Raw genomic sequence first — 595 nt, forward strand, 5'->3', positions numbered from 1 at the left:
GCCGTAATGCGCCGTGGGTGCGAAGCGCCCATATATCCGACCAAATTGCGTTGGTGTAACATGAGGGCTACGCCCTCGGCTGTAGGGCGCCGTTAGGCCGAAGGCCGTAATGCGCCGTTGGGTGCGAAGCGCCCATGTGACTCCAGCAAATTACTGTAGTGGTCAACTTATTCCGGACACAGTTTTAAGTTTTTCTTCAGCTGCTTGAGGGCTGATTCCCTTATTTTTTTGATGAGGCCGCTTTTGGTTGTAATAACTCATCAAGTAATAACTAATATCCATTTGAGCTTCGTTAAATGAGTGATAGCCATATTCCGGTACCCACTCAGTTTTTAGGCTACGGAATAGCCTTTCCATTGGTGCGTTATCCCAGCAGTTACCTCGGCGACTCATGCTCTGAACCATTTTATACCGCCACAAGCGTTGCCTGAATTTGAGGCTTGCATACTGACTTCCCTGATCCGAGTGGAACATAACCCCCGTTGGCTTTCCTCTGCTATTCCAGGCATTATCCAAGGCCATGATAACCAGCTCTTTGTCAGCACGCTCCGACATTGACCATCCAACAACACGTCTGGCGTAAAGGTCCAATACC

Annotated in this window: 1 protein-coding gene; it reads right to left on the bottom strand. The window is 49.2% G+C overall.

Going from position 1 to position 595, the window contains the following annotated elements; all coding sequences use genetic code 11:
- Positions 1-162: 162 nt before the first annotated feature.
- Positions 163-595 (bottom strand): IS3 family transposase (locus ACYVGZ_RS05080; RefSeq protein ID WP_460752109.1); only part of this gene is annotated, 433 nt, incomplete at its 5' end.

Source organism: Marinomonas epiphytica (assembly GCF_054780655.1).